Here is a 250-nt window from a genome sequence, read left to right on the forward strand (position 1 = left end):
TCACGAGGTGTAAAACTGCTTTGTCGCAAAAATTTGAACGGCAATCAAATCGATGACAGACAACTCTCAACTGGAAACTCTTAAAAAAACAGCCCCTAACGGTATATCCTCAGCGCCATTTCTTATGTTTGCTCGTTTACACCTTCGAATACAACGTCTTTTTAGACAATTGCTTTTTTCCAGTCTCACGCGTCGCATTGTTATCTTAAACATTGCTGCCCTTGCCGTTCTGGTTACAGGCATTTTATAC

General features: G+C 40.8%; 1 protein-coding gene. It reads left to right on the forward strand.

The annotated features are described in order from the left end of the window. Positions 1 to 52: 52 nt before the first annotated feature. Positions 53 to 250, forward strand: a 198-nt coding sequence (locus ACFINC_RS11255; protein WP_375617259.1) for a sensor N-terminal transmembrane domain-containing protein, incomplete at its 3' end; no start/stop codon positions are given.

Origin of the sequence: Bartonella sp. AP58NXGY, assembly GCF_042195785.1 — a bacterium.
Lineage (GTDB): Bacteria > Pseudomonadota > Alphaproteobacteria > Rhizobiales > Rhizobiaceae > Bartonella.